Annotated in this window: 27 protein-coding genes and 2 other annotated features; of the genes, 7 read left to right on the top strand and 20 right to left on the bottom strand. The window is 41.3% G+C overall.

Annotated elements, in window-relative coordinates:
* Positions 1 to 37 precede the first annotated feature (37 nt).
* On the bottom strand, positions 38 to 1369 hold the full coding sequence (locus tag ACQKNS_RS05410; RefSeq protein WP_427641521.1) for a PhoH family protein: 1332 nt from the start codon (positions 1367 to 1369) through the stop codon (positions 38 to 40).
* 266 nt (positions 1370 to 1635) lie between these two features.
* Here ACQKNS_RS05410 and ACQKNS_RS05415 point away from each other — a divergent pair, with 266 nt between their 5' ends.
* The 3 genes from ACQKNS_RS05415 to ACQKNS_RS05425 all read left to right on the top strand — a co-directional run bounded on the left by ACQKNS_RS05415 (position 1636) and on the right by ACQKNS_RS05425 (position 3016).
* On the top strand, positions 1636 to 2241 hold the full coding sequence (locus ACQKNS_RS05415; RefSeq protein WP_427641522.1) for a YhcN/YlaJ family sporulation lipoprotein: 606 nt from the start codon (positions 1636 to 1638) through the stop codon (positions 2239 to 2241).
* A 159-nt stretch (positions 2242 to 2400) separates the two neighbouring features.
* On the top strand, positions 2401 to 2601 hold the full coding sequence (locus tag ACQKNS_RS05420; RefSeq protein ID WP_427641523.1) for a YlaI family protein: 201 nt from the start codon (positions 2401 to 2403) through the stop codon (positions 2599 to 2601).
* Positions 2585 to 3016: a hypothetical protein gene (locus ACQKNS_RS05425; RefSeq protein ID WP_427641524.1), complete on the top strand. Its 432-nt coding sequence runs from the start codon at positions 2585 to 2587 to the stop codon at positions 3014 to 3016. The genes ACQKNS_RS05420 and ACQKNS_RS05425 overlap by 17 nt, the downstream gene beginning before the upstream one ends.
* A gap of 38 nt (positions 3017 to 3054) precedes the next feature.
* On the opposite strand, the gene ACQKNS_RS05430 is transcribed toward ACQKNS_RS05425, so the two are convergent.
* Genes ACQKNS_RS05430 through typA form a run of 3 tightly spaced genes read right to left on the bottom strand, consistent with a single transcriptional unit; the run spans position 3055 to position 5522 of the window.
* Positions 3055 to 3339 (bottom strand): hypothetical protein, encoded by a 285-nt coding sequence (locus ACQKNS_RS05430; RefSeq protein ID WP_427642140.1) that lies wholly within the window; start codon positions 3337 to 3339, stop codon positions 3055 to 3057.
* Between the two features lie 4 nt (positions 3340 to 3343).
* Positions 3344 to 3652, bottom strand: a complete 309-nt coding sequence (locus ACQKNS_RS05435) for a YlaH-like family protein (RefSeq protein WP_034314008.1) — start codon at positions 3650 to 3652, stop codon at positions 3344 to 3346.
* 22 nt (positions 3653 to 3674) lie between these two features.
* Positions 3675 to 5522 carry a translational GTPase TypA gene (typA, locus tag ACQKNS_RS05440; RefSeq protein ID WP_427641525.1) on the bottom strand — a complete coding sequence of 616 codons (1848 nt, stop codon included), beginning with the start codon at positions 5520 to 5522 and terminating at the stop codon, positions 3675 to 3677.
* A gap of 124 nt (positions 5523 to 5646) precedes the next feature.
* On the opposite strand from typA, the gene ACQKNS_RS05445 reads away from it, so the two are divergent.
* Positions 5647 to 5829: a YlaF family protein gene (locus ACQKNS_RS05445; RefSeq protein WP_427641526.1), complete on the top strand. Its 183-nt coding sequence runs from the start codon at positions 5647 to 5649 to the stop codon at positions 5827 to 5829.
* A 62-nt stretch (positions 5830 to 5891) separates the two neighbouring features.
* Here the strand turns inward: ACQKNS_RS05445 and ACQKNS_RS05450 are convergent, their stop codons facing one another.
* Positions 5892 to 6695, bottom strand: coding sequence for an inositol monophosphatase family protein (locus tag ACQKNS_RS05450; RefSeq protein ID WP_427641527.1), 804 nt, complete (start codon positions 6693 to 6695; stop codon positions 5892 to 5894).
* Positions 6696 to 7104: 409 nt separating this feature from the next.
* On the bottom strand, positions 7105 to 7302 hold the full coding sequence (locus tag ACQKNS_RS05455) for a hypothetical protein (protein ID WP_034314018.1): 198 nt from the start codon (positions 7300 to 7302) through the stop codon (positions 7105 to 7107).
* A gap of 194 nt (positions 7303 to 7496) precedes the next feature.
* Here ACQKNS_RS05455 and ACQKNS_RS05460 point away from each other — a divergent pair, with 194 nt between their 5' ends.
* Complete coding sequence (locus ACQKNS_RS05460; RefSeq protein WP_427641528.1) at positions 7497 to 8117, top strand: YktB family protein; 621 nt, start codon at positions 7497 to 7499, stop codon at positions 8115 to 8117.
* Positions 8118 to 8206: 89 nt separating this feature from the next.
* Here ACQKNS_RS05460 and trpA read toward each other — a convergent pair whose 3' ends face one another.
* From trpA to ACQKNS_RS05505, 9 genes are all read right to left on the bottom strand, one after another.
* Positions 8207 to 8986 (bottom strand): tryptophan synthase subunit alpha, encoded by a 780-nt coding sequence (trpA, locus tag ACQKNS_RS05465; protein WP_427641529.1) that lies wholly within the window; start codon positions 8984 to 8986, stop codon positions 8207 to 8209.
* Entirely contained in the window at positions 8979 to 10184 is a 1206-nt protein-coding gene (trpB, locus tag ACQKNS_RS05470; protein ID WP_427641530.1) for a tryptophan synthase subunit beta, read from the bottom strand. The genes trpA and trpB overlap by 8 nt, the downstream gene beginning before the upstream one ends.
* 4 nt (positions 10185 to 10188) lie before the next feature.
* The gene (locus tag ACQKNS_RS05475; RefSeq protein ID WP_427641531.1) at positions 10189 to 10803 is read right to left on the bottom strand and encodes a phosphoribosylanthranilate isomerase; all 615 of its coding nucleotides are present in this window, start codon (positions 10801 to 10803) and stop codon (positions 10189 to 10191) included.
* A 10-nt stretch (positions 10804 to 10813) separates the two neighbouring features.
* Positions 10814 to 11590: an indole-3-glycerol phosphate synthase TrpC gene (gene trpC / locus ACQKNS_RS05480; protein WP_427641532.1), complete on the bottom strand. Its 777-nt coding sequence runs from the start codon at positions 11588 to 11590 to the stop codon at positions 10814 to 10816.
* Positions 11590 to 12612, bottom strand: coding sequence for an anthranilate phosphoribosyltransferase (trpD, locus tag ACQKNS_RS05485; protein WP_427641533.1), 1023 nt, complete (start codon positions 12610 to 12612; stop codon positions 11590 to 11592). The genes trpC and trpD overlap by 1 nt, the downstream gene beginning before the upstream one ends.
* 23 nt (positions 12613 to 12635) lie before the next feature.
* Positions 12636 to 13241, bottom strand: coding sequence for an anthranilate synthase component II (locus ACQKNS_RS05490; RefSeq protein WP_427641534.1), 606 nt, complete (start codon positions 13239 to 13241; stop codon positions 12636 to 12638).
* A complete protein-coding gene (gene trpE / locus ACQKNS_RS05495) occupies positions 13238 to 14632 on the bottom strand; it encodes an anthranilate synthase component I (protein WP_427641535.1) in 1395 nt (464 codons plus the stop codon). Before trpE ends, ACQKNS_RS05490 begins: the two co-directional genes overlap by 4 nt.
* A gap of 169 nt (positions 14633 to 14801) precedes the next feature.
* Positions 14802 to 15037 (bottom strand) — a binding site (T-box leader).
* A gap of 35 nt (positions 15038 to 15072) precedes the next feature.
* Positions 15073 to 15303, bottom strand: a binding site (T-box leader).
* Between the two features lie 66 nt (positions 15304 to 15369).
* The gene (locus ACQKNS_RS05500) at positions 15370 to 15645 is read right to left on the bottom strand and encodes a UPF0223 family protein (protein ID WP_098371129.1); all 276 of its coding nucleotides are present in this window, start codon (positions 15643 to 15645) and stop codon (positions 15370 to 15372) included.
* A gap of 53 nt (positions 15646 to 15698) precedes the next feature.
* Entirely contained in the window at positions 15699 to 16658 is a 960-nt protein-coding gene (locus tag ACQKNS_RS05505) for an NAD(P)H-dependent flavin oxidoreductase (RefSeq protein ID WP_427641536.1), read from the bottom strand.
* A gap of 416 nt (positions 16659 to 17074) precedes the next feature.
* On the opposite strand from ACQKNS_RS05505, the gene ACQKNS_RS05510 reads away from it, so the two are divergent.
* On the top strand, positions 17075 to 18532 hold the full coding sequence (locus tag ACQKNS_RS05510; protein ID WP_427641537.1) for an aminotransferase class I/II-fold pyridoxal phosphate-dependent enzyme: 1458 nt from the start codon (positions 17075 to 17077) through the stop codon (positions 18530 to 18532).
* 178 nt (positions 18533 to 18710) lie between these two features.
* Here the strand turns inward: ACQKNS_RS05510 and ACQKNS_RS05515 are convergent, their stop codons facing one another.
* Positions 18711 to 18836 carry a GapA-binding peptide SR1P gene (locus tag ACQKNS_RS05515; RefSeq protein WP_072272684.1) on the bottom strand — a complete coding sequence of 42 codons (126 nt, stop codon included), beginning with the start codon at positions 18834 to 18836 and terminating at the stop codon, positions 18711 to 18713.
* Positions 18837 to 19173: 337 nt separating this feature from the next.
* Between ACQKNS_RS05515 and ACQKNS_RS05520 the strand changes: the two genes are divergently transcribed.
* Complete coding sequence (locus ACQKNS_RS05520) at positions 19174 to 19608, top strand: DUF1885 family protein (protein WP_098371132.1); 435 nt, start codon at positions 19174 to 19176, stop codon at positions 19606 to 19608.
* A gap of 25 nt (positions 19609 to 19633) precedes the next feature.
* Here ACQKNS_RS05520 and ACQKNS_RS05525 read toward each other — a convergent pair whose 3' ends face one another.
* The 4 genes from ACQKNS_RS05525 to ACQKNS_RS05540 all read right to left on the bottom strand — a co-directional run bounded on the left by ACQKNS_RS05525 (position 19634) and on the right by ACQKNS_RS05540 (position 23809).
* A complete protein-coding gene (locus ACQKNS_RS05525) occupies positions 19634 to 20461 on the bottom strand; it encodes a polysaccharide deacetylase family protein (RefSeq protein WP_427641538.1) in 828 nt (275 codons plus the stop codon).
* A gap of 44 nt (positions 20462 to 20505) precedes the next feature.
* A complete protein-coding gene (locus tag ACQKNS_RS05530; protein WP_306804763.1) occupies positions 20506 to 20763 on the bottom strand; it encodes a hypothetical protein in 258 nt (85 codons plus the stop codon).
* Between the two features lie 271 nt (positions 20764 to 21034).
* Positions 21035 to 22447: a dihydrolipoyl dehydrogenase gene (gene lpdA / locus ACQKNS_RS05535; RefSeq protein ID WP_076366776.1), complete on the bottom strand. Its 1413-nt coding sequence runs from the start codon at positions 22445 to 22447 to the stop codon at positions 21035 to 21037.
* Positions 22448 to 22450: 3 nt separating this feature from the next.
* Positions 22451 to 23809, bottom strand: a complete 1359-nt coding sequence (locus ACQKNS_RS05540) for a dihydrolipoamide acetyltransferase family protein (RefSeq protein ID WP_427641539.1) — start codon at positions 23807 to 23809, stop codon at positions 22451 to 22453.
* Between the last annotated feature and the right edge of the window lie 17 nt (positions 23810 to 23826).

The raw sequence follows: 23826 nt of genomic DNA on the forward strand, positions 1-23826 counted from the left end.
TGAGCAATCGGCAAGGGACATCCCTTGCCGATTGGATTTATAAAAGCGTAGCTGCGAGTTGAGCCAATCCAGATCTTTCCCCTTTTATCAATTTGACATGGCCGGCAATGCGCTCTGTCTTGAATTTTTCCACCACATAGGTCAAACCATTATTATATTCATCTAAATAGGGATGATCTATTTGCTCCGGATCCCCCATTAATACTATTTTGCTTCGCTCCCCTACTCTCGTCAAGATGGTCTTGACCTCATGTTTTGTTAAGTTCTGCGCTTCATCGATGATGATGAACTGATCCGGGATGCTCCTTCCCCTGATATAGGTCAGGGCTTCCACTTCAATCGAACTCATGCCAGCTAGAATGGCATCCAATTCACCAGGTTTTTTCGTATTGAACAAAAATTGGAGATTATCGAAAATAGGCTGCATCCAAGGTCTTAATTTTTCTTCTTTTTCCCCTGGAAGATAGCCAATATCTTTACCAACAGGAACAATCGGCCTGGCAACCAGGAGTTTCTTATATTGTGACAAATCTTCAGTTTGCATCAATCCTGTAGCCAATGCCAATAATGTCTTGCCTGTCCCCGCCTTACCAATGAGCGTCACAAGCTGGATATCCGAACGAAGCAATAAATCAAGGGCCATCGTCTGCTGGACATTTCTCGGTTTAATCCCCCAAATATGTTCCCCTTCATACATCAATTTCTTGACTAGCCTGCAGTTCTCATCCACTATCCCAATCGCAGAAGCTGAACTGCCCAGCGTGTCCTTCATCAACAGGAACTGATTTGGATAATATGAATCTTTTGTCAATTCCTCCAGTGCCAGAAAACTTTTTTCATAAAACTTATTCAGATTATCAATCGATACATACACTTCTTTGTGCCCAGCGTAAATATGGTCCAGTTCTACGACACGATCATTTAAAAAGTCCTCTGCCTCAAGTCCAATGGCATCGGCTTTAACCCTGACGAGAGTATCTTTGCTTACCAAAATGACCGTTTTTCCATCTTCTTTCGTCTCTTCTTCCAAAGATAAATTTTTTGCGACTGCCAATATCCTGTTATCATTCGTTTTCTCCACAAAAATTTCCTGAAGCTTATGAAATGAACGGTGGTTGAGTTCAATCCTTATACTGCCTCCATTATGAAGCGGAATGCTCTGATGAAGCTTCCCTTTTTCACGAAAGCCATCGATCAATTTCGATACTTGTCTGGCATTCCTTCCGATTTCATCCATATACCGTTTTTTCGAATCTAATTCTTCTAATACGACTGCCGGAATGACAACTTCATTATCTTCGAATGAATAAATCGAGTACGGATCCTGCAACAGGACATTCGTATCTAAAACATAGATTTTTTTCCCCAATATGACGCCTCCTGCCTGCACTTTAGGATATGCCTTACCATTTACTACACTCAGAAGTTATGTAGCGGACGAGACTGTTGATAAAATATATGTTCCTTTGCATAAAGATAGAAGAACATTTACAGACTATAAAGAAAACTTCCAGCAAAAAATGCAATCCCCAACATTGATGACAACATGTTTGGCTGCATTTTACACTTCATGAATCAGACTTGATCATTGGTGGACAGGCTGGAACCAACAAAAAACATTAAGGAGGTTGCACATTGCAAAAATTCATATTGTCGCTCGCTGCTGTTTTGTTGATGACAGGCTGCTCAATGAATAATAATAATAATAATGAAGTGGCTGAAAATAATGCGAAAAACAATTTAACGAAAGTCAATAACTCGACCATTAAGGAAGCAGACAGAAATACAGGTCAGCAAACAGCGGAAAGACTTACCGGCTTGGCTAAATCCATTCCTGAGGTGAATGATGCCACCGCAGTCGTTCTTGGCAAATATGCCATAGTCGGAATAGATATCGACCAAGATATTGAGCGTTCACAAGTCGGAACGATAAAGTACTCAGTTGGAGAAACGTTAAAACATGATCCTGAAGGTGCAAATGCACTCATCGTAGCTGACCCGGATATGAATGAGCGGATCAGGGAGGTGGCTAGAGACATTAAAGACGGCAAACCGGTAACCGGGATATTAAATGAACTGGCTGACATCACAAGCCGGGTCATTCCCGAGGTTCCTGGTGATATATTAACCCCAACGCCGTCCAAGAACATTGAAAAGGAAAAAGACAAACTTGATAATGAAACGGAAAGAAAAGAACTCGATAAAGAACAAAATGATCAATCCAATCACTTTAAAGAATGAATATTCCTAACCCGAAGTCAATCTTCGGGTTTTTGTCTTTTTCCTCCATGTCCCAAGTAACGTTAACGTTCATCTGTTAGTTTCACTTTATCCTCGTTTTACCATAAAAAAATTGGTATACTTAAAAGCATATTCAAATTGAAGTGAGGTTCAACTAATATGAAGGTTAAATGTGTAATATGCGATCAAATTGAATCCATACCTGATGATAGCCCAGAAGCTAAGAAACTCCGCAACCGACCTATACATACCTATATGTGCAATACATGCAACCGACGCATTGAAGAGCGTACGAACGAACGGATTGCAACCGGAAACTTCCGTCTTTACCGGACAATCAAAAATGAAGATGAATGGTAGAATACATTATAAAGTTGCCCTGATTGGTCTCATCAATGGAATTCTGCTTGGATTGATAATGAAGTGGGTCGAAATGTTTTCCGGTAAACAAGTGTATAAGCTCCTATTGAATGTGGATTTCCTTCCTGTAATCGGAGCTGTTTCCTGGAGTGAGGCAACATTGTTCTTTTTCCATCTCCTATTCTCACTGGCAATTACGTTCAGTTACGTTTATATTCTTCATCCTTTGAAGATTTTCAGGAATTGGAACAAACACACACTTGCCTTTTTCACGATCATTCCTGCAATCATGCTTTACTTCCCATTATCGGCGCTGTCGAAAACAGAAGCTGTCCTTCCTTCTGATTTGACAGCTTTCTTTTTGTGGACAATCTTACATCTTTTTTACGGACTTTTCCTCCCTAAAGCAATATAAAAAAGAACCGTGCGTATATCGCACGGTTCTTTTTATCATCACTCGATATTTTTATACTTATCTGGCTCTAACTGTATTTGGTCCAACATGATATCAATCAATTCAACCGGATAACGTTGCTTTTTCATTTCGTTCGCCAAAAGATACTCGACGAAATAAAAAGGTTCTGTTTTTGTAACCGAATCGATTATCACCTGATGATCATCTTTCAGCATCTGCATGAAAAACATTTCCGTATCGCGTGCAGCTGTGTCATCAGGCCTAGCATCACAGACAACTTTGATCGTCAACCAATTGTATAAAGCATCCTGTAATGATTTCATCATCTTAAGCCTGTTCTTCTTTTCTCGAATTATGAAGGCGGATTCGATAAATCCCCAGAACAAGCGAAGCGATGACTAATGCTTCCCCCATAGGAAGAAACACTGCAAAGAAAGAAAGAAGGGTACATCCAAGTGCCATTACCACATAAATGACCACATTTTTCAGCAATGGTAACTTTTTGGCAAAACCTAACTGATAGACAAGGATGCATAATCCAAAGACCGTCAAATATAAATACCACATTCCTGCTTCAGGATTTTCATCCACTCTATACAATGCTGCAAAAAATGATAATCGCTCTTGGATATCCAATCTTTTCTCCTCCTCTTGCTATTTATTTTTCTTCAAGTGCAACTTTTTTTCTTTTAGCTGCTCTTTCACGCTCGTTTTTATCAAGAATTTTTTTACGAAGGCGGATTGATTCCGGAGTTACTTCACAGTACTCGTCATCGTTCAAATATTCCAGAGCTTCTTCAAGGGACATGATTCTCGGTTTTTTCATCGAAGAAGTTTGGTCTTTATTTGCCGAACGCATATTTGTCATTTGTTTCGCTTTAACGATATTGACAGTCAAATCGCTATCACGGTTATGTTCCCCGACGATCATGCCTTCATAAATATCCGTACCTGGCTCTACGAAAATAACACCGCGGTCTTCAACTTGCATAATACCATATTGTGTAGTTTTTCCTGATTCCATGGATACAAGTACACCTTGACGTCTTCCGCCGACTTGGCCTTGTGCCATTGGCTGGTAGCTGTCAAATGAATGGTTCATGATACCATATCCGCGTGTAATCGTTAAGAACTCAGTGGAATAGCCAATAAGTCCACGAGCTGGAACCGTGAACAGTAAGCGAACTTGACCGCTTCCGCTATTGATCATGTCCAACAATTCACCTTTACGAGCTCCCATTGACTCCATGATCGAACCTGTGTGCTCCTCAGGTACGTCGATTTGTACACGTTCAACAGGCTCACAACGGACACCATCAATCAAACGAACGATAACTTCCGGTTTAGAAACCTGCAGTTCATAACCTTCACGTCTCATGTTTTCGATCAGGATGGAAAGGTGCAGCTCCCCACGACCTGAAACAATCCAGACATCCGGAGAATCGGTATTTTCGACTCTTAAGCTGACATCAGTCTGTAATTGGTTTCTCAAACGCTCTTCGATTTTACGAGCTGTAACGAATTTTCCTTCACGGCCTGCGAATGGGCTGTTATTTACAAGGAAAGTCATCTGTAATGTTGGCTCGTCAATACGCAGGATAGGTAGTGCATCAGGGTGTTCAGTCGGACAAACCGTTTCACCTACGTTAATATCCTCCATACCGGAAACGGCAATTAAATCACCGGCAACGGCTTCTTGGATTTCAACTTTCTTCAAGCCAATATAACCAAAGATTTTCGTTACACGGAATTGTTTAACCGTCCCATCAAGTTTCATTAATGAAACCTGTTGACCTACATGCATTTTACCGCGGAATACACGGCCAACTCCGATACGTCCTACATAATCATTATAGTCAAGTAAAGCCACTTGGAATTGAAGCGGTTCATCTGAGTTATCAATTGGTGCAGGGATCGTTTCGACGATTGTTTCGAAAAGTGGGGTCATATCTTTTTCTTGTTTAGCAGGATCTGAATCCAAGCTTGCCGTACCAGCGATACCTGAAGTGAAGACAACTGGGAAGTCTAACTGCTCTTCTTCAGCCCCTAATTCGATGAATAAGTCAATTACTTCATCGACCACTTCATCTGGACGTGCAGAATCTTTATCGATTTTATTCACGACAACGATTGGTGTGATCTTTTGTTCCAATGCTTTTTTCAACACGAAGCGAGTTTGCGGCATACATCCTTCATATGCATCAACTACAAGAAGAACACCATCAACCATTTTCATGATCCGTTCCACTTCACCGCCAAAGTCGGCATGACCAGGTGTATCCAAAATATTGATTCTTGTATCTTGGTATTGAACTGCTGTATTTTTCGCAAGAATCGTGATTCCGCGTTCTTTTTCAATCGCATTAGAATCCATCGCACGTTCTTCCACATGTTCATTTTCACGGAAAGTACCAGATTGCTTAAGCAACTGATCCACTAACGTTGTTTTACCATGGTCAACGTGGGCAATGATGGCTATATTACGAATATTTTCTCTTAATTTCAAAAAATTCACTCCTAAAAAAGTTTGTGTATAACGTATCACTAGTATTAGCTTACATATTATATCACAAACATACTAGAAACAAATACAGAAATTATGTACAATAGATATATTAGGGGTGATATTAATGAACATTAAATGGAATTTCTTAATATTAGCAATATTGGCAACATCCAGCATTGGCTCCATAGGCATCTTCATTGCTGAAAAGAGCTTGATTGGAATATTAGCTGCAATCGTCATTCTTTGCGGAATCATGGGGTTCGGCTTTACTCAGAAGAAGAAATTACGCGAAGCCGGGAAGTTATAATATAAAAAACTCGCTGACAGACAGCGAGTTTTTTTGTTAATTATTTCAATTAGGCCTTGATACTAATTACTGGAATTTCCTGATAAGTATTTATCGAATACTTCTTTATGGAGCCCTGGTTTAGATACGAAAAGTGAGTCACCTTTTAAAAAGTCCAATTTGTCCCCTTTAATATTACTAACTTCCCCGCCCACTTCCTCAACCAGTAAAACTCCTCCGGCAAAGTCCCAGGGCATGAGTCTCATGGTTATGTATGCATCAATCCTTCCAGCCGCGACGAAAGCAAGCTCCAATGCTGCGGATCCATAAGAACGTGTTCCCCTTGCATCACGAACAAGCGGTGCCAAAAGAGACGGATCGATCCTACGGTTTTCCGTTACCCAGCTTGCATTAATGGAAATGATCGCTTTGCTTACTGATGCCTCTTCAAGAGATGGCAGCCTTTGATCATTCAAAAATGCGCCTTGTCCCTTAATCGCATGATATAATTCATCACTAAAGACATCATAAACCATGCCGATCTTTCCGATGCCATCCACATAAACCCCAAGGGAAATTGCAAAATTCCTCTGTTGATGAATGAAATTCAACGTTCCATCAATTGGATCGATGATCCACACTGTACCTTTTAGGTCTTTAATATCATTGCCCATTCCCTCTTCCCCGAATATGCGGTGTTCAGGAAAAACTTCGCCGATTTTTTCGCAAAAAAACTTTTCTATCCCCTTATCCATATTAGTAACCAAATCATTCGGATTCGTTTTCATTTCAATATTCAACTTGGTTTTAAAGGACGCCCTTAGCCTAGTACCCGCTTCTTTCATCCATAACTTCGCATATGTATCCATTTCCTTGACCGATGCCATTATAATATCCCCGTCCTTTGTGATCAGAAACTACATTAAAATGATCCTCTTCTAAAGATTAAAGCAAATACAGCTTGCCTTCAAGTTTTTAACATCTTGAATTTTCCATTTTTTAAACATATGAGGAAAGAAGATTCCTTGACCACATACCCATTAATCGGGTTCGCAATCATGAACCAGCTTGCACGAATCCTTTCAAACCACTTTGAGTTAACGTTTCCCTTCCTTATTAAAAGGACCCTTACCAAAATAAAATACTACTTAATATTTATAGTGGACATTTAATGAAAAACGGACACATTATTTTTTTATAAAATAAAGTGTCCGTTCATCTATAATAAAATTCCTTGTATTGAAATTGATTCATTTCCTTTATTCATTCTCCTTCAAGATCTCTGCAGCCAATCACTTACAAGGCTTTCAGTTTCAACAATTCCAAGCGGATGCGTTCTAGCCTTTGCTTGCATTGTGACCTCTTTTGGTCATTCTCTTCACCGATAGCTTCAAAAAGGGTTGCTAATTCATAGTCCATTTCCATCCTTAACACTGCAGCTCTATGTCTTTCAACTTCTTTAGCTTTTAATGCTTGGTTCATGACTTGTTTCATAATTAACATTCTCCCTTCATCAATTAACGTAATTTTCTGAATTTATTTTATCATATGACTTCCTACCTCAAATAGCAACTAATTTGTGTTATAACCTATAAGGAAATTTACATTGCGAACCGAAATCGTATTTTTTAAATTTTACTTTTACTTATGCTACAATATGTGCAGATATTACGGTAGGAGAGATGAAAATGATTATAGCAAGTTTTACAGCAGATGATTTTGATGTTTTTAACATTGATGGATTGGAACCGCGCATGGATGCTTTAAAAGAACGGATCCAGCCTAAATTACATGCACTTGGAGAGCACTTTTCTCAAAAACTGTCAGTTATGACCGGCGATGAAATGCACCCTCACGTTGCAAAGCATGCCAGGCGGTCAGTGAATCCTCCTAAAGATACTTGGGTCGCTTTCGCTGCCAATAGCAGAGGTTATAAAATGATGCCGCATTTCCAAATCGGGTTATGGGAAACGCATATGTTCATCTGGTATGCCGTGATTTATGAAGCCCCCAATAAAGCTGAAATCGGAAAGCGACTGGAGCAGCAGGCAGGCCGATTAGTTGATAGCATTCCCTCCCATTATGTTTGGTCAATGGACCATACAAAACCTGATGTCATCACTCATGGTGGTCTTGGAGTAGGTGATTTGAATTCAATGTTCACGCGTTTGCAAACTGTAAAAAAAGCAGAAATACTTTGCGGTATAAAAATTTCCCGTGATGACGCCATTAAGTTAAAAGATGATGAATTCATTCAAACCATTCAAGATGCGTTTGAACATCTTTTACCCTTATATCAATTAAATTAAACACAGTTGCTTCGTATTCGGATTGAATATCGGATGCCTTCAATTAAACTGGTTAAGTAAAAAGGAGAGCCTTGATGGCCCTCCTTTCCTTATTTTTGCACTACTCCTTTGCTTGCTTGTATCAAATCACCAATTTGATCTTCCTTACCTGTTTCGAAGCATTGGATGATTTTGCTGCCGACAATGACACCATCGCAGTATTGTATTGCATCACGGACATGATCTGGCGTCGATATGCCGAACCCGGCAAGAACGGGAACCGGGCTTATCTCTTTAACCTTCTTTAAATAGCCTCCAAGTTCTTCCCCAAAGGCGTCACGGGCCCCCGTAATGCCTTTGACTGTAACTGCGTAGATGAATCCCTCCGCCCCTGCGGTAATCTCAGTGATACGCTCTTTCGAAGACGTGAGTGTCACAAGTCGGATAAGAACGATTCCTGCAGTTTTGATTGATGAAAAGATGGCTTCTTCTTCAATCGGTAAATCGGGGATGATGCACCCGGATATCCCTGCTTTGAGACAGTCATTCGTAAATTCTTGAAGTCCATATGCCAGGATTGAGTTCGTATACCCCATTAAAATGATTGGGATGGTCACTTCATTTTTTATTTCCATTACTTTTTTTAGGACAGCTTTTAAAGTTGTTCCATTTTCCAAAGATCTGATGCCGGCTTGTTGTATGACCGGTCCATCAGCGACAGGGTCAGAGAATGGTATGCCTAGTTCAACCGCAGTCGCACCGCTGTTTTCAAGGAAAAGAAGCTGGCTCTTTAACCGCTCAAGACCTCCATCCCCTGCCATGATATAAGGGATGAATGCTTTTTCCTTCCTTGTTTGGCATTCTTTGAGCGCATTTGTTAATTTATTCATGTTCACTACCCCCCATCAATGATTGGACCGTTTCAACATCCTTATCACCACGGCCGGACAGGCAAATGACCAGCCCTGTTCCTTTCTCCATTTCTTTAGCAAGCTTTAAACCATAGGAAATGGCATGTGAACTTTCTAAAGCAGGGATGATCCCTTCCTCCCTTGAAAGCATCGCTAGAGCATCCAAGGCTTCATCATCGGTTACGGAAGTATATTCAACCCGATTTGTATCTTTTAAGTAACTATGTTCAGGTCCTACTCCTGGATAATCCAGCCCTGCTGAAATTGAATGTGCCTCTTGGATCTGGCCGTCCTCGTTCTGCAATACGTACATGAATGCCCCGTGGAGAACCCCGGGTTTCCCTTTAGTCAGACTTGAAGCGTGTAATGGTGTTTCAAGTCCGTGCCCTGCCGCTTCCACACCGTATAATTTTACCGTTTCATCCTCAATGAAAGGATAAAACATTCCCATTGCATTACTTCCTCCGCCTATGCAAGCAACTACTGCATCCGGTAGGGTATGAACCGCCTCCAAATATTGACGCTTTGTTTCATTCCCTATCACGCTTTGAAAATCACGTACAATAACGGGGAATGGATGCGGACCAAGAACCGATCCCATTATATAATGGGTGTCATCCACATTCGCCACCCAATATCGTAACGCCTCATTCACTGCATCCTTCAGTGTCCCGCTTCCTTGTGATACTGATATGACCTTAGCCCCCAAAAGCTCCATCCTGAATACATTCAATTTCTGTCTCCTGATATCTTCTTCCCCCATAAAGATGATGCATTCCAGCTTCAGCAAAGCACACACAGTCGCCGTTGCGACCCCATGCTGTCCTGCACCCGTTTCGGCAATCACCTTTTTCTTGCCCATTTTCTGAGTCAGCAGAGCCTGACCGATCGTATTATTTATTTTGTGGGCTCCGGTATGGTTCAAGTCTTCCCGCTTCAGATAAATATCTGCTCCACCAGCAAGTCTCGTCAAGTTCTCCGCAAAATAAAGGGGTGTTTCCCGACCGATATATTGTTTCAGGTAATAATTTAGCTGCCTTTGGAATTCAGGATCATTTTTCGATTGTTCATATACCTCTTCAAGCTCCGTAATCGCCGCCATTAAAGTTTCCGGAACGAAACGGCCTCCATATGCTCCAAAATGTCCAGTTTGATCAGGCTGTGTATAAGTGTTCATTTATTCATTCCCCTTTTCCGGCTGTATATTTTGCCTCTTTGATAAATGCATTTATTTTTAAGGCATCTTTTAATCCGTTTGTTTCAACGCCGCTGGCTACGTCAACTGCGAATGGTGAAACGGCATTAATCGCTTTTCCGACATTTTCCGGAGTCAACCCACCTGCTAGAATTACTTTCCCCGGCGGCAGATCCGCCTTTCGGATCATATCCCAATCCAAAGTCAATCCCTTTCCAGATGAACTCTTAGGAAGATCTACTAATAGATAATCCGCTGGGTATTCATGAAGGTTTTCAAGGTCTTTCTCCGAATGGACGGCAACGGCCTTGATCACCGGTAGGGGCATTCTGCGGGCAAAGCCGGCAGACTCGTTACCATGAAGCTGAATATAATCCAACCCTGCAATTTCAGCACTTTTTATCACTTCTTGTTCAGTTTGATTGGCAAACACCCCGACTTTTTTAACCCGTCCAGCTAGATTCGCTCCAATTTCTCCTACTATCTCTGGCTCAACCTTCCTGCTGCTCTCGGCAAAAATGAAACCAATGAAGTCCGCCCCGGAACTAACGGCAGTCTGAGCGGCTGCCAATGTCTTTATCCCACAGATTTTCACTAACATATTAATCTCCTTATATACTCATTTGCAGTTCGGCCATCGTGTGCGGAAGGTTTGATGCAGTCATCAGTGTCTCCCCGACTAAAATCGCTTTTGCACCAGCCTCCTTCACACGCATCACGTCTTCTTTAGTTTTGATTCCACTTTCACTGATAATGATATGGCGTTTTGGATCAAGTAACTTCGCCAGTCGTTCCGTTACAGCCAAATCCACTTTGAAGGTCTTTAAATTCCGATTGTTAATCCCTATTAGCTCTGCATTCAGCTCTAGAGCACGTTCCAGTTCGGCTTCATCATGGACTTCCGTCAATACTTCAAGCCCTTTTGTTTTTGCATATTGATATAATTCATGAAGGCGTTCTTTAGAAAGTGCCGCCACAATCAATAGAATGATAGTGGCACCAGCTTGATGGGCGCGATCGATTTGAACTTCATCGATGATGAAGTCCTTGCACAACCTGGGAATCCGTATGGCCTCACTTACGATTCTCAAATCTGAAATTGACCCTTTAAAGAAAACCTCATCCGTCAATACGGATATCGCTGCCGCTCCGCCGCTTTCATATGAAAGGGCCTGCTCGATTGGATTTACATTGATTTTAATGTCCCCTTTTGAAGGGGAAGCCCGTTTTATTTCCGCGATAACCGCCATTGATTTCGCCGTTTTCAAATTTTCCACCAAAGACGGTCTGACTATATTGATCATTACCGAATCGTCTAAGCCCCTTTCTTTTAATTTTGCGACTTCCACCTTTTTCTGTTCGATGATTTTCGTTAAGATATTTTCCATTACATGACCACCTTATTTCTATTGCCATAAGCAATCAGATTTTCTAACTTTGCAAGAGCCGATCCGCTATCAAGGCTTTCTTTGGCCATGGAGATTCCTTTTTTGATCGTTGTTGCCGTACCATGTGCATATAATCCCAATCCAGCATTCAATAAAACGGTATCACGATAAGCCCCTTTTTCACCTTTGAGAAGCCTTAGCATGATATCGGCATTTTGTTTTGCGTCACCGCCGCGGATGGCTTCATTTCCGTAAACCGGCAGATCCACTTCTTCGGGATGCAGCGTAAATGGGATAATATCCCCTTGTTCCAAAAGCACGAGTGAATTTTCACCCTGTAGGCTCGCTTCATCCATAAACCCGGCACCATTTATCACGACCGCGCGTTTCCTTCCTAATTTATGTAGGACTTCCGCAAAGAGCTCGAGCATATCACGTCGATTGATTCCCATTAATTGCGTGTCGAGTTGGACCGGATTTGTCAGAGGGCCGATCAGATTAAATATCGTCGGGATTTTCAGTTCTTTTCTCACTTTCATTATCCGTGCAATATTAGGATGGACCGATGGGGCAAATAAGAATGCGATCCCATTTTCCTCCAACAATTCTTTTAACATGTCAGGCTCCAAGTACAAATTAACACCCAATTCTTCCAATACATCCGCACTGCCCGTTTTGCTTGAAATGCTGCGGTTCCCATGTTTGGCAACCTTGACACCGGCCCCGGCAAGTACGAAAGCTGATGCTGTACTTATATTGAAGCTTTGTGACCCGTCTCCTCCAGTTCCGCAATTATCCATAACATTAAGTGAGCTTGTTCGTACACTTCTTGCTTCTTTTCTCATTACCCTGACAAGGCTTGCTATTTCACCTGCCGTTTCCCCTTTGGATTTTAGGGCAATGATGAAAGCTGCCATTTCGCTTTCGGTGATATCCTTAGAAAATAACGCTTGGGCTGCTCTGCTCATCTCTTCTTCCGTCAATGTTTGACGCTCTGCTAACTTCGCTAAATACTCCTTCACCGCTAACTCCCCCAGTCGTTTTTTTATAAGATGGATTGTTCCTTCTCAGATTGGAAGGTTCCCGCAATCTCATAAAATTGATGTAATAATTCCTTGCCGATTTTCGTCCCGATTGATTCAGGATGGAACTGTAACCCGTAAAGCGGGTAATCTTGATGTTTAAGTGCCATGATCTCGCCATCATCCAGTGCTACTGCCGTCACAGTCAATTCATCTGGCAAACTTGCCCTTTCGACTACAAGAGAATGGTAACGCATTACCTGGAATTGTAAGTCCTGTTTGGCAAATACACCTGTTCCATCATGTTCGATAACCGATGTTTTCCCATGCATGATTTGTTTCGCTCCAACCACATTCGCACCAAAAACTGCCCCAATGGCCTGATGCCCCAAACATATCCCTAATAGCGGAACCTTTTCATAAAAATTACGGATGATTTCCATACTGATACCAGCATCTTCCGGCCTGCCGGGTCCCGGGGAAATGACGATTGCCATTGGATTCAGTTCCTCAATTTCCGCAAGGGTGATTTCGTCATTCCTTTTTACGATGATTTCTTTTTCCACCTCTCCTAAATATTGATAAAGGTTATAAGTGAATGAGTCATAGTTATCAATTAATAAAATCATTTTGTGTGAACCTCCATTAAAGCGCGTGCTTTATTTTGTGTTTCTTCATATTCCGTTTTTGGATCTGAATCATAAACAATTCCTGCCCCTGCCTGTACATAGGCCTTGCCATCTTTAATGATCATCGTCCGAATGGCTAAAGCCATATCAAGATCCCCTCCAAAACCTATGAACCCTATCGAGCCCGAATACATTCCCCGTTTACAATTTTCCAGTTCATTGATCAGCTCCATTGCCCTGATTTTAGGAGCACCTGAGACTGTTCCCGCAGGGAGGCAGACCGTCAGCGCATCTAAACTCGTGAACCCTTCCCTAAGCTTTCCGCTAACCTTCGAGGCAATATGCATGACATGCTGATATCTTTGAATTTCCATTTCCTCGGTAAGGTGGATTGAACCGATTTCGCAAACCCTGCCAAGGTCATTCCTCCCCAAATCAACAAGCATCTTATGCTCGGCAAGTTCCTTTTCATCCATCAGCAGGCTTTTTTCAAAGCCCTTATCTTCTTCATCCGTTTTCCCTCTCGGCCTTGTACCGGCAATGGGATTAACATGAACCATTCCTGATGAAACACTGATCAAACTTTCTGGAGACGACCCAATAATTGTATAGTCACCAAATTCTATATAAAACATATAAGGAGAGGGGTTAGCTAAACGCAAACGTCGGTAGGCATCGAAAGGCTCCCCATCGAAGTCCGCTTTGAACCTTTGTGATAAAACAACTTGGAACACTTCACCAGCTACAATCGCTGATTTAACCTCAAGGACCATTTTCTCGAATTCATCCTGACTGAAATTCGATTTGAATTCCAAATATTCCGACGATATTTCCTTTGACGGTTTGCTTGCCTGATTGATTTTTTCCTTCATCCCCAATAAACTTTTTTCACTATCTTCTTCCGCAGTCAAGAGATGGATCTTCTGCAGAACATGATCGAATATATAAAGTTCTTTATAAAAGAGAAAATGAGCATCAGGCATTTGCAGAGAATCAGGAGGCACGGGTCCTATATTTTCATAAAGACGAATGATATCATAGCCCATATATCCGATTGCACCACCGTTAAATGGCGGAAGATGGATGGGAGCCTCTCCTATCTCCACTAATAATTCGTTTTTTAGAAACTCGATGATATTGATGTTCTTAACAATTTGATCACCTGTTACAATATCTTTCACATTCACTTGGCCAGCAAGTGATGTCACCTCCAGATAAGGTTTTGAACCTAGATAAGAGTAGCGGCCGTTGTCATGATGCGAATTCGAGCTTTCCAATAAAAACTTCTGGTCACCATCTAATTTCTGAAATATGGCAATGGGTGTGTGGATATCCCCTTCAATTGTGTCCATTTTGAAACGGAGTATTTTTTTTTCATCCAAATTATTCATCTCTCAATTCCCTCCCGATTCTTATGCGCTTTTATAAACCCCTGAAAGGGAAAACCCTTTTGGCCAAGTGCCGGGGCTTTCATTTCCTCTGGTTTTCGATTCTTTCTAAAAGGTATATATATATTGAAATTCCAATAAAAAAATCCCCCGCAAACACAAATATGTGTTTGCAGAGGACGGTAAACCGCGGTGCCACCTCAAGTTGGAAAAATCATCATTTTTCCCTCTCAAGCAAGAAATGAAAATTCTTGCGAATACCCTTTAACGGTGGCAGCCGAGTTTCCCTACTTATTTCAAGAAACCACTCATAAGTCCATTCATCTTCTTATATCGTACCGGTTTCCACCTATCCCGGCTCTCTGTTACGCATCTAAAAAGATTACTACTCTCATTCATAGATTTAATTATCATTTCCATAAAAACGCAAAAAGGTCCCTCATCCAAAGGACGAGGAACCCGTGGTACCACCTTAATTAGCTAAATTAGCTCACTTTACGGCATAAACATGCCTATCTCCACTAACGATGAGATAATCGCCAAAGCCTACTCCGTTCATCCGTTTCGGTTTGGGGCTCGGAAGTCCATTCGCTTAAATTCGTTCACCAGTTTTCAGCAACCACTGGCTCTCTGCAGAACATCATTAAGGTACTCTTCTTCGTCACTGCCTTTATCATTTTCTTGCTTATTATGTTAAAACAACCTTTTCATTAAGTCAATGGAGTTTTCTAAAAATATTTTTAATTTTTCATTTTTATCCATTCCCCGTCATCGATTCCTTTTGCCTTCTTGATAACAAGATAGGCTGAATAAGTGCTGACAGACTCAAACTCATCCGTATACTTTTTTTCATCCGCCTTACCGGGGACTATTTCCTTGAATCTTCGGTAAGCCTTCATAAATTCTTCCTTTTGTATTTTATTTTCATAAGCTTTTTCTACAGCCTCAAAGAATTTGATCACATCCACGATTTCTTCAGTAGACCAATCAAGATCCATTGGATACTGATAATCCATACCCTAAACACGCTCCTTCTAGATAGTTTTTCATGCCGTCAGACCATGCATCATCAGTCTGCCCATTTTGAACGAATTGCTTCCGCCTGGTCGATAATCCGACTGAATAATTCAGCAGTCGATGGTACATCATGAATCAGCCCCATCACTTGTCCGGCCCAAGCGAAGCCCTCACCTTCGACACCTTCATGGATATAACGCTGATTCGCTTTTCCGCTTATGTAGTCCTTCAATCGTTCATATCCGCCGTTTTCTTTTTCTATTTCAAGAATCTTATCTGTCCAGCTGTTTGCAATTACCCTGGCTGGTGCACCAATGGAACGCTTGATGACAACCGTATCATTTTCTGTGCCGGAAACCAAGGCATTTTTATATAATTCATGTGCATGGACACATTCCTTGACTGCTATGAATCGTGTTCCCATCTCGATTCCTTCGGCACCAAGTGCCAATGCTGCCATCAAGCCGCGTCCATCGCCAAAACCACCAGAGGCGATCACTGGAATATTAACGGAGTCCACAACTTGGGGAATTAACACGGACGTTCCAATATCATCTCGGCCTAAATGTCCTCCTCCCTCCTGACCAACTACCATCACCGCATCTGCACCAAGCTGTTCAGCCTTCATTGCCTGCCTTCTTGCAGCAACAAGCACGAGTTTTTTCACCTGGGTGCCTGTGACGTAATCAAGAAATGGTGCAGGGTTGCCGCCGGTCACGGAAACAGCTGCGATACCCTCTTTCAAGGCTGCTTCCAGCATGTGTTCATAAGGTCTTCCATGCTGACCGATCGCAAAGTTCACACCAAACGGTTTATCCGTCAATGATTTGGTTTTTCTAATTTCATCTGTCAGCTGCTCCGGGCTGTCCAAGGACATGGCCGTTACCTGCCCCAGCCCTCCTGCATTCGAAACTGCCGCAGCCAGGTCTGCATATGCTAAATGGGCCAATCCCCCCTGTACGATTGGGTATTGGATACCTAACAAATCGGTCACACGCGTTTTCCACTTCAAACTCCCCAGCTCCCTTTTCATTTTATGTAGTTTGTTTATTTAACTGCATTCAAAAATCATTAGCTTCATTATGGCAAATATTGTTTAACCGTTCAATTTTTATACTCACCTACAATATTAATAAAAGAAGAATTCTTAAGTAAATCCAGTAAATACTAGGGAAATGGACATTTATAATCTGCTGATCATTTTTTTGAGCCCCATAACAACAAAGACCAATATAAATTGTTTAAGTCAGGACATTAAAGTCACTCTAGGCATTTATTATAAGACGTGCTATAATTCATATGTTTTATGTCTATCCAAAAGCTTACTAACCATACGATGGAATCGGAGAAACATACGATCATTAATAGAAAGGGAGTATATGCTCCCAATATTACGTACCTATTTTATTGAAAAGGGGCCACAAAGAATTGTCACAGAATGAAACACCCTTATACACTGCCTTATTGCAGCATGCAAAAAAAAATCCCGTCCAATTTCATATTCCAGGTCATAAAAAAGGAAAAGGAATGGACGCTGATTTCCGTAATTTCATTGGAGAAAATGCATTATCCATAGATTTAATCAATATCGCTCCACTCGATGATCTCCATCAGCCAAAGGGGATCATTAAACAAGCTCAGGATCTTGCCGCTGAAGCCTTTGGGGCAGATCACACATTTTTTTCCGTTCAAGGAACAAGTGGAGCAATCATGACGATGGTCATGACAGTCTGCGGACCTGGGGACAAAATCATCGTTCCGAGGAATGTACATAAATCCGTAATGTCTGCCATTGTATTTTCCGGAGCTGTTCCCATTTTCATCAATCCTGAAATAGACAAAGATTTGGGCATCTCACACGGAATCACTGTCGATGCCGTCGAAAAAACTTTAAAGGAACATAGCGATGCAAAAGGATTGCTTGTCATCAATCCAACCTATTTCGGCATTTCGGCTGATTTGCAAAAAATAGTCGAAGTTGCTCATTCCCACCATATCCCAGTACTGGTGGATGAAGCACATGGTGTCCATATACACTTCCATGAAGACTTGCCGATGTCTGCCATGCAAGCTGGAGCAGATATGGCTGCAACGAGTGTTCATAAATTGGGTGGTTCATTAACTGGAAGTTCCATATTAAATGTTAAGAATGGATTGGTTTCCGCAAATCGTGTTCAAGCCATATTGAGCATGCTCACAACCACCTCGACCTCCTATATCCTTCTGGCTTCCCTGGATACGGCCAGAAGACAACTTGCGACGGTAGGAAGGGGAATGATTGATGAAGCGATCAATCTCGCAGGGTATATCCGTGAGGCCGTTAATGAAATTCCTTACCTTTACTGTGTCGGCAGCGAAATTCTCGAGAGTGAGGCAGCCTTTAGTTATGATCCGACTAAATTGATCATATCCATCAAGGAATTGAATATTACCGGATACGACGTTGAGAAATGGCTTCGTGAAAAGCATAATATCGAAGTGGAACTTTCTGACTTGTACAATATCCTTTGCCTGATAACACCTGGAGACTCAAAAACAGAAGCAGATCTTCTGATTGCTGCCCTTAGAGACTTAACGGAAGAGTTTAAGGAAATGGCAGCTGAACATGAAAAGATCGAAGTCCTGCTTCCTGATACACCACCATTGGCTTTATCACCAAGGGAGGCATTTTATGCAGATACCGAAGTGGTTCCCATTGAGGAATCTGTCGGTAAAATTAGCGCTGAGTTCATCATGGTTTACCCGCCTGGAATCCCGATCTTCATACCAGGTGAATTGATTACTGAAGATAATATCAATTACATCCGGAAAAACATCGAGGCCGGCCTTCCTGTTCAAGGCCCTGAGGACCCAGAAATAAAATATTTACGTATCATTAAAAATTGATTGATCCCATCAAACCAGAGCAAAGTGCTGCTCTGGTTTTTTTGCCCCTTTCATTATTGAACAAGTAGCTCCCGGCATACTGAAGAACTTCGAATCATTAACTTCTATAAAAAGGGTGCTCCAGGTTACAATCCTGAAACACCCTTACATTCTATTAATCTTATAATCCTATTTACATTTATTTTTCAGAGGCAGCTGTATCACAGCTTTGGCAGTTGTGATTGTGTGTATATAGTACACTTACTTTTTCATCTTCAAAATGTTCAATCGTGCTATTGCAAGTTTGACATACGATAGTTCCCATTTTTACAACCCCTTCCTCTATATTGTATGCATCAATGACGTAATGTAACCGCTTTACATGAATTATAATATAACACATTTATTATTTCAAGCTAAAAAGTATAACATATATACTTTTTCCCCATTTAATGAACCTCCATGTTGGAAGAAATTAATTCCGACAGTTCGTTAGAACTGATTCCTTTTTGGACCCTGGCGCTCATTTCATAAGCCCCCTTGCTTTTTCATAGTAAGTTGAAAAAGGAATTTCGCCTTTTAATTTACATATAGATATGTATATAATACATCCATAAAATGTTAATATAATCTTACATCCTATCGATCTAAGGGGGAGTCATATGACTGAAAATGCCTATATCAAACTTGTTCCTGAGTCCGTGAAAGGGACTGTAACCATCGAAGATGTGAAAGAATTACTGAACTATTATCAAATGATCACCGCAAAAACCGGAAAGCAATTGGATTGGGACTATGATAAGAAAGCATTTCCTTATGAAATGAAAGAACCGGAAAAGATGAAAGATAAGGCCATATATCTCCAATCCAAAGAAGATCGATATCACATGATATTGATAGGCGTTGACCAGGAAGTCGTTAAGGATGAAGATGGATCAGAGCGGATTCAATCTTATATCCAATTCACCCTCCCTGAAACAGCAACCTTCGGTGATAAGGGAAAAGCTAATGAACTGTGCAAGTTCCTTGCAAAGAAATTGCGGGCTCAGCTACATCTCTTCAATAAACGGGTGATGTATTATTATCCAAGGAAATAAAAAACCTGCAGAAGCCGGAACTGACTCATGCAGGCGTTTCAATTAACTTTGGGTCAAGGATTTCATAACCTTTCTTTTGAAAACCTTTCACGATATCTTCAATGGCTTCACTCGTCCATTTCCGGTCATGCATCAGTAAGTTCGCACCATTTCCTAAATAAGGACTGTTCAACATGATCTCCGTTAACGCTTTTTCATCCTGATACTCATTTTCCCAGTCATATCCATATGTCCAATTCATGACCAACATTTTTTCTTTCTCAGCGACTTTTTTTGAATGCTCGGTATTCGATCCAAATGGCGCCCTGAAGTACTTAGGGCGTACTCCTGTAATGCCTTCTACCAAATTGTTCAATTTTACGATTTCCCGCTCTTGTTCCTTTTCGGTCAACTGTTTTAAATTCACATGGGAATAAGTATGATTACCGATAGAAAAACCCATTTCATGTATTTCTTTTAACATCGCTTTATTTTCATCATTTTCAAGAAAGTGACCGTTCACGAAAAAAATAGCAGGTACTTCAAGGCGCTTCAGGGTCTGGGCGATTTTCAGCGAATATTCATCAGGTGCATCATCAAATGTCAATAACACAACTTTCGGATTTGCATCCCCAATTGGTTTAAATGACCAATCCCCTTCGTCCACCCGAAATTCTGACTTTACATTCCCATCGACAACCGTTTTTGACGCTTCATTTTTCAAATCTTTCTCTTGCTGGCTTTCATCTTGGACCGTTGTTGTCGTTTCCACACTTTTTTGATCATCTTTTTCTAGTCGAACGGAACTCGGACCATTGCATGCCATCAATAAAAATGATACTAATGTAAATAATGCTACTCCTTTGTTAATCATGGTTCCTCCGTGGTTTCTTGTGTCATAGCGATTTGCTTAAAAATTCAATAAACGGGTACTAGCGTTTCCAAAAGGATTTGCAAAATACCGTAGCATAATAGACTTATAACGGTAACAAGCATTGTTCGCCTATTGGACTTTAAAATCATTTTACCAATGTAAATGGCTAGATAGGAAAAGACCAGAAACATGAATACTTTGAAAACGAATCGATCGTTAACAGACAGCCATTCAACTAATGTATACCCACTCCAAACGATTAGTTGAAAGAGGATTACCAGATAATTTTTCAAGTGATCCACCCCATTTTAATATGAATATATCTGCCCTGATCTTTTTATTGGCAAAAAATATTCCCTTACCATCGCTCATCTTATTTTTTATCCTTAAATACCTTTCTCAAACCCTTTCAAGGAAAAAAGTAAGAAGTCCTTTTTATAGCTTATGCCCTTTTTGTCCTTTTCATTTAACTAGCATGAAGAAAATGATGGCTGGGAGCCATCATTCATATTTGTACTCTGGCCAAACAAAAAAGCGTACTGCTCAATGCAGTACGCTTTTTAAAAAAATCAATTACTTGATGATGTGAATAGGAGTTCCAAGGGCAACTTCAGCAGCTTCCATTGTGATTTCCCCTAAAGTTGGATGTGCATGGATTGTCATTGCGATATCTTCTGCAGTCATTCCTGCTTCGATAGCCAAACCAAGTTCTGCAATCATATCAGAAGCGTTTGGTCCTGCAATTTGTGCTCCTATAACCAATCCGTCTTCTTTGCGAGTGATAAGCTTCACAAATCCGTCCGTATTATTTAAAGAAAGAGCACGTCCATTTGCAGCGAATGGGAATTTAGAAGCAAGCGCTTCGATTCCAGCTTCCTTCGCTTCTTTTTCATTATAACCGACAGAAGCAAGTTCCGGTTCAGAGAATACAACAGCCGGAATAGCAAGATAGTCGATTTCAGATGAATGTCCTGCAATGGCTTCAGCTGCAATTTTACCTTCATAAGAAGCTTTGTGAGCCAACTGAGGTCCTGAAACGATATCACCGATTGCATAAATGTTTTTCACGCTTGTACGGCATTGTTTATCAGTTTCGATCAAACCGCGGTCAGTCATTTTGATTCCGACTTGCTCCAGGCCGATTTCGGCTGTATTTGGACGACGTCCAACTGTTACTAAAACGTAATCGGCTTCAACTTTTTTCTCTTCGCCTTTTACTTCATAAGTAACGGTTACACCTGTTTCAGTTTCTTCCACACCTTTAGCATTTGCTTTAGTAACAATTTCAGCACCCTTGTTTTTAAGATTACGCTTAACAAGTGCTGCCATTTGTTTTTCAAAGCCTGCAGAAAGGATTTCTTCCGTACCTTCAAGGATGGTCACTTTAGTGCCGAAGCTAGCGAATGCTCCGCCAAGTTCAGTTCCAATGTAACCTCCGCCGATTACCACGATTGAACCTGGAACTTCTTCCAAAGCAAGAGCACCAGTGGAATTAAGTACACGTTTCGTATATTTAAATGACGGAATCTCGATTGGCGATGAACCAGTGGCGATGATTGCGTTTTTAAATGTATATGTTTGAGCTGAGTCTTCATTCATAACACGGATGCTGTTTTCATCAACGAAATAAGCTTCTCCAGTTACAACATCAACATTATTACCTTTTAATAGGCTGCTTACACCGCCTGTTAATTTTTTAACAACAGAACCTTTCCAAGCTTGTACTTTAGAAAAATCAACAGAAACTTTTTCTGCAAAGATCCCCATATCTTCTGAATGCTGAGCTTCATGGAAACGGTGTCCAGCTGAAATTAAAGCTTTCGATGGGATACAGCCTACATTCAAACAAACTCCGCCGATTGTTCCTTTTTCAACGACCGTTACTTTCTGTCCAAGCTGTGCTGCGCGAATTGCGGCAACATATCCCCCTGGGCCTGAACCGATCACTAAAGTATCTGTTTCGATTGGAAAATCTCCTACTACCATTGTTTACGCCTCCATTAACAATAATTCTGGGTCGTTCAATAACTTTTTGATATGATTCAATGCATGTTGAGCTGTTGCTCCATCAATCATGCGGTGATCAAAGCTCAGTGATAATGCCAGAACTGGAGCGGCGATAATTTCCCCGTCGCGTACAATTGCTTTTTCGGCAATGCGTCCAATCCCTAGAATGGCAACTTCTGGATGATTGATTACAGGTGTGAACCATTGACCGCCTGCGGAACCGATATTCGTAATGGAGCAAGAAGCACCTTTCATTTCGTTAGGAGCCAATTTGCCGTCACGGGCTTTCGTCGCTAATTCATTAATTTCTTGTGAAATAGCAAAAGTTGATTTACGATCTGCATCTTTTACAACTGGAACGAGCAGTCCTTTGTCTGTGTCTGCAGCAATTCCGATATTGTAATAGTGTTTATGGATAATCTCACTAGCCTCATCATCAAATGATGTGTTAAGCATAGGGAATTCACGCAATGCACTTGTTAACGCTTTAACAACATAAGGTAGGAATGTAAGCTTGATTCCTTTTTCTGCAGCAATTTCCTTGAATTTCTTACGGTGAGCAACCAATTGCGTCACATCGACTTCATCCATTAATGTAACATGCGGAGCTGTCTGTTTGGATTTTACCATAGCTTTGGCGATCGCTTTTCTCATGCCGCTCATTTTTTCGCGAGTTTCAGGATATTGCCCTTCTGGAATCGTAACTTTTTGTTTTTCGGTTGTTTCCGTATCATTTTGTTGTGAAGCTTCACTTTGAGCTGCCGGTTGCTGTGGAGCAGCTTTACCGTTTTTGAAAGCATCTATGTCATCTTTCATGATGCGGCCGTTATCCCCAGAACCAGAAACCTCGCGAATATTAACCCCTTGTTCGCGTGCATATTTCCTAACAGAAGGCATGGCGATGATACGTCGTGAAGGATCTGCCTCGACTTGTGGTTGTGATCCCGCGCCCGTTACACCATTATTTTCTTGAACCGGAGCAGCCTCTTTCTTGACTTCCTGTCCAGCTTCAGCAGTTGCTTGAACCTGGGCCTCCGTATTCTTCTCACCTTCTGCCTTCGCTTCTTCTCCATGGTCCCCTTTAAACTGAAGATTTTCATAACCTGGAGCATCGAATGTTACAAGTACATCGCCAACAACGGCAACCGTTCCTTCTTGAACAAGGATTTCTTCAACGGTACCTTCCACCGGTGATGGGATTTCAACAACGGCCTTATCGTTCTGAACTTCGCAAAGCACGTCATCTTCTTGAATCTTATCTCCTGGTTTTACAAACCATTTCACTATTTCACCTTCGTGTATACCTTCTCCGATATCTGGGAGTCTAAATTGGAATGCCACTGAGTTCAACCTCCTAT

This window comes from Peribacillus sp. NPDC094092, from assembly GCF_050279365.1.
Classification (GTDB): Bacteria; Bacillota; Bacilli; order Bacillales; family DSM-1321; genus Peribacillus.

Excerpts from the sequence above, each read along its gene's own strand:
- ACQKNS_RS05475 (WP_427641531.1), bottom strand. The coding sequence starts at position 10,803 with ATGTTAGTGAAAATCTGTGGGATAAAGACATTGGCAGCCGCTCAGACT.
- ACQKNS_RS05420 (WP_427641523.1), top strand. The coding sequence starts at position 2,401 with ATGAAGGTTAAATGTGTAATATGCGATCAAATTGAATCCATACCTGAT.
- ACQKNS_RS05425 (WP_427641524.1), top strand. The coding sequence starts at position 2,585 with ATGAAGATGAATGGTAGAATACATTATAAAGTTGCCCTGATTGGTCTC.
- ACQKNS_RS05460 (WP_427641528.1), top strand. The coding sequence starts at position 7,497 with ATGATTATAGCAAGTTTTACAGCAGATGATTTTGATGTTTTTAACATT.
- ACQKNS_RS05520 (WP_098371132.1), top strand. The coding sequence starts at position 19,174 with ATGACTGAAAATGCCTATATCAAACTTGTTCCTGAGTCCGTGAAAGGG.
- ACQKNS_RS05515 (WP_072272684.1), bottom strand. The coding sequence starts at position 18,836 with ATGGGAACTATCGTATGTCAAACTTGCAATAGCACGATTGAACATTTT.
- ACQKNS_RS05430 (WP_427642140.1), bottom strand. The coding sequence starts at position 3,339 with ATGAAATCATTACAGGATGCTTTATACAATTGGTTGACGATCAAAGTT.
- ACQKNS_RS05445 (WP_427641526.1), top strand. The coding sequence starts at position 5,647 with ATGAACATTAAATGGAATTTCTTAATATTAGCAATATTGGCAACATCC.
- ACQKNS_RS05500 (WP_098371129.1), bottom strand. The coding sequence starts at position 15,645 with ATGGATTATCAGTATCCAATGGATCTTGATTGGTCTACTGAAGAAATC.
- trpC (WP_427641532.1), bottom strand. The coding sequence starts at position 11,590 with ATGGAAAATATCTTAACGAAAATCATCGAACAGAAAAAGGTGGAAGTC.
- ACQKNS_RS05490 (WP_427641534.1), bottom strand. The coding sequence starts at position 13,241 with ATGATTTTATTAATTGATAACTATGACTCATTCACTTATAACCTTTAT.
- ACQKNS_RS05455 (WP_034314018.1), bottom strand. The coding sequence starts at position 7,302 with ATGAAACAAGTCATGAACCAAGCATTAAAAGCTAAAGAAGTTGAAAGA.
- trpB (WP_427641530.1), bottom strand. The coding sequence starts at position 10,184 with ATGAACACTTATACACAGCCTGATCAAACTGGACATTTTGGAGCATAT.
- trpE (WP_427641535.1), bottom strand. The coding sequence starts at position 14,632 with ATGAATAATTTGGATGAAAAAAAAATACTCCGTTTCAAAATGGACACA.
- ACQKNS_RS05450 (WP_427641527.1), bottom strand. The coding sequence starts at position 6,695 with ATGGCATCGGTCAAGGAAATGGATACATATGCGAAGTTATGGATGAAA.
- ACQKNS_RS05525 (WP_427641538.1), bottom strand. The coding sequence starts at position 20,461 with ATGATTAACAAAGGAGTAGCATTATTTACATTAGTATCATTTTTATTG.
- lpdA (WP_076366776.1), bottom strand. The coding sequence starts at position 22,447 with ATGGTAGTAGGAGATTTTCCAATCGAAACAGATACTTTAGTGATCGGT.
- trpA (WP_427641529.1), bottom strand. The coding sequence starts at position 8,986 with ATGAATAAATTAACAAATGCGCTCAAAGAATGCCAAACAAGGAAGGAA.